This window comes from Microbacterium sp. B24 (assembly GCF_000333415.1).
GTDB lineage: Bacteria > Actinomycetota > Actinomycetes > Actinomycetales > Microbacteriaceae > Microbacterium.
Genome location: NZ_BADB01000050.1, coordinates 1 through 1,441, shown reverse-complemented (window position 1 = coordinate 1,441; position 1,441 = coordinate 1). Strand labels below are relative to the sequence as shown.

The window sequence follows — 1,441 nt, the reverse complement described above, 5'->3', positions numbered from 1 at the left end:
CGAGGACGGCGACGCGCAGTCCGCGCCAGTGCGCATTCCAGCTGCGCAGGGCGTCGAGGTCGCGGGTACCCGTCACAGCGCCGACAGCCATTCGACGTAGAACAGGGCGACGCCGGTCACCGCGAGCATGCCGGCGATGATCCACATGCGCACCACGATCGTGATCTCGGGCCAGCCGCGCATCTCGAGGTGGTGGTGGAACGGGCTCATCAAGAAGAGACGCTTGCCGCCGGTGGCCTTGAAGTAGATGCGCTGCAGGATCACCGACCCCGGCCCGATGATGAAGACGCCGGCGATGATGACGGAGAGCAGCTCGGCGCGCGCGAGGATCGCCATTGCGGCGATCACACCTCCGATGGCCATCGAACCGACGTCTCCCATGAAGATCTTCGCCTTGGGCGCGTTCCACCAGAGGAAGCCCACAAGGGCACCCACGAAGGATGCCGCGATGATCGTGAGGTCCATCGGGTCGGGCGTGGCATAGCAGCCGCCGACGTAGGCGTTCACGAGCGCCTCACTGGCACAGCGCTGCTGGAACTGCCAGAAGGTCACGAGACTCAGCGCGGAAACGGTGAAGATGCCGGATCCGGTCGCGAGGCCATCGAGTCCGTCGGTGAGATTGGTCGAATTCGACCACGCGACAGAGATGAACGTGATCCAGATCAGATACACGATCCAGCCGACGACCGCCCCCAGGGCGAAGAACGACAGCATGGGGATGTCGCGGAAGAAGGAGACGTACGGGGACGCCGGCGTCTCCCCCCGTGCGTCGGGGAAGTTCAGCGCCATGATGCCGAAGGGCACCGCGACGAGCACCTGGCCGACGATCTTGCGCCACCCCGACAGACCGAGGCTGCGCTGCTGGCGCACCTTCATGAAGTCGTCGATGAAACCGACGATGCCGAATCCGACCATCATCCAGATCACGAGCAGGCCCGAGATCGACGGCGGCGCTCCTCCCGTCAGCGTGCCGACGACGTAGCCGACGATCGAGCCCACGATGAAGACGATCCCGCCCATCGTGGGTGTTCCGCGCTTCGTCTGATGGCTGGGGTTGTGCGCGTTCTCGGGGGTGCGGATGACCTGACCCCAGCCGAGCTTCTCGAACAGCCGGATGAACAGCGGCGTGAGAAAGAGGGTGAACGCGAGCGAGATCGTCGCAGCCGCCAGCAGTGATCTCACGAGAACGATTCTCCCAGACGATCGCCGAGGTGCCGCAGGCCCGCGGAGTTGGACGACTTCACGAGCACCCGGTCGCCGTCGCGGAGCTCACCGCGAAGATAGTCGAAAGCCTCGTCCGCCGTCTCGAAGAAGACCGCTTCGCCGTCCCACGAGCCCCTCGCCGATGGCGGCGAGGTACAGACGGCGGGCGTCGCGTCCGAACACGACGATGCGCTCGATGCGCAGGCGCACCGCGAGCAGACCGACACGGTCGTGCTCT

1 protein-coding gene and 1 pseudogene are annotated in these 1,441 nt (G+C 65.6%); both read right to left on the bottom strand.

Annotation, left to right across the window (positions count from 1 at the left end; all coding sequences use genetic code 11):
* Positions 1–72 precede the first annotated feature (72 nt).
* On the bottom strand, positions 73–1,182 hold the full coding sequence (gene mraY / locus I5I_RS01150; protein ID WP_036315383.1) for a phospho-N-acetylmuramoyl-pentapeptide-transferase: 1,110 nt from the start codon (positions 1,180–1,182) through the stop codon (positions 73–75).
* A pseudogene (locus I5I_RS17375) lies at positions 1,179–1,441 on the bottom strand (UDP-N-acetylmuramoyl-tripeptide--D-alanyl-D-alanine ligase); the annotation flags it as partial. The pseudogene I5I_RS17375 and the gene mraY, both read right to left, overlap by 4 nt.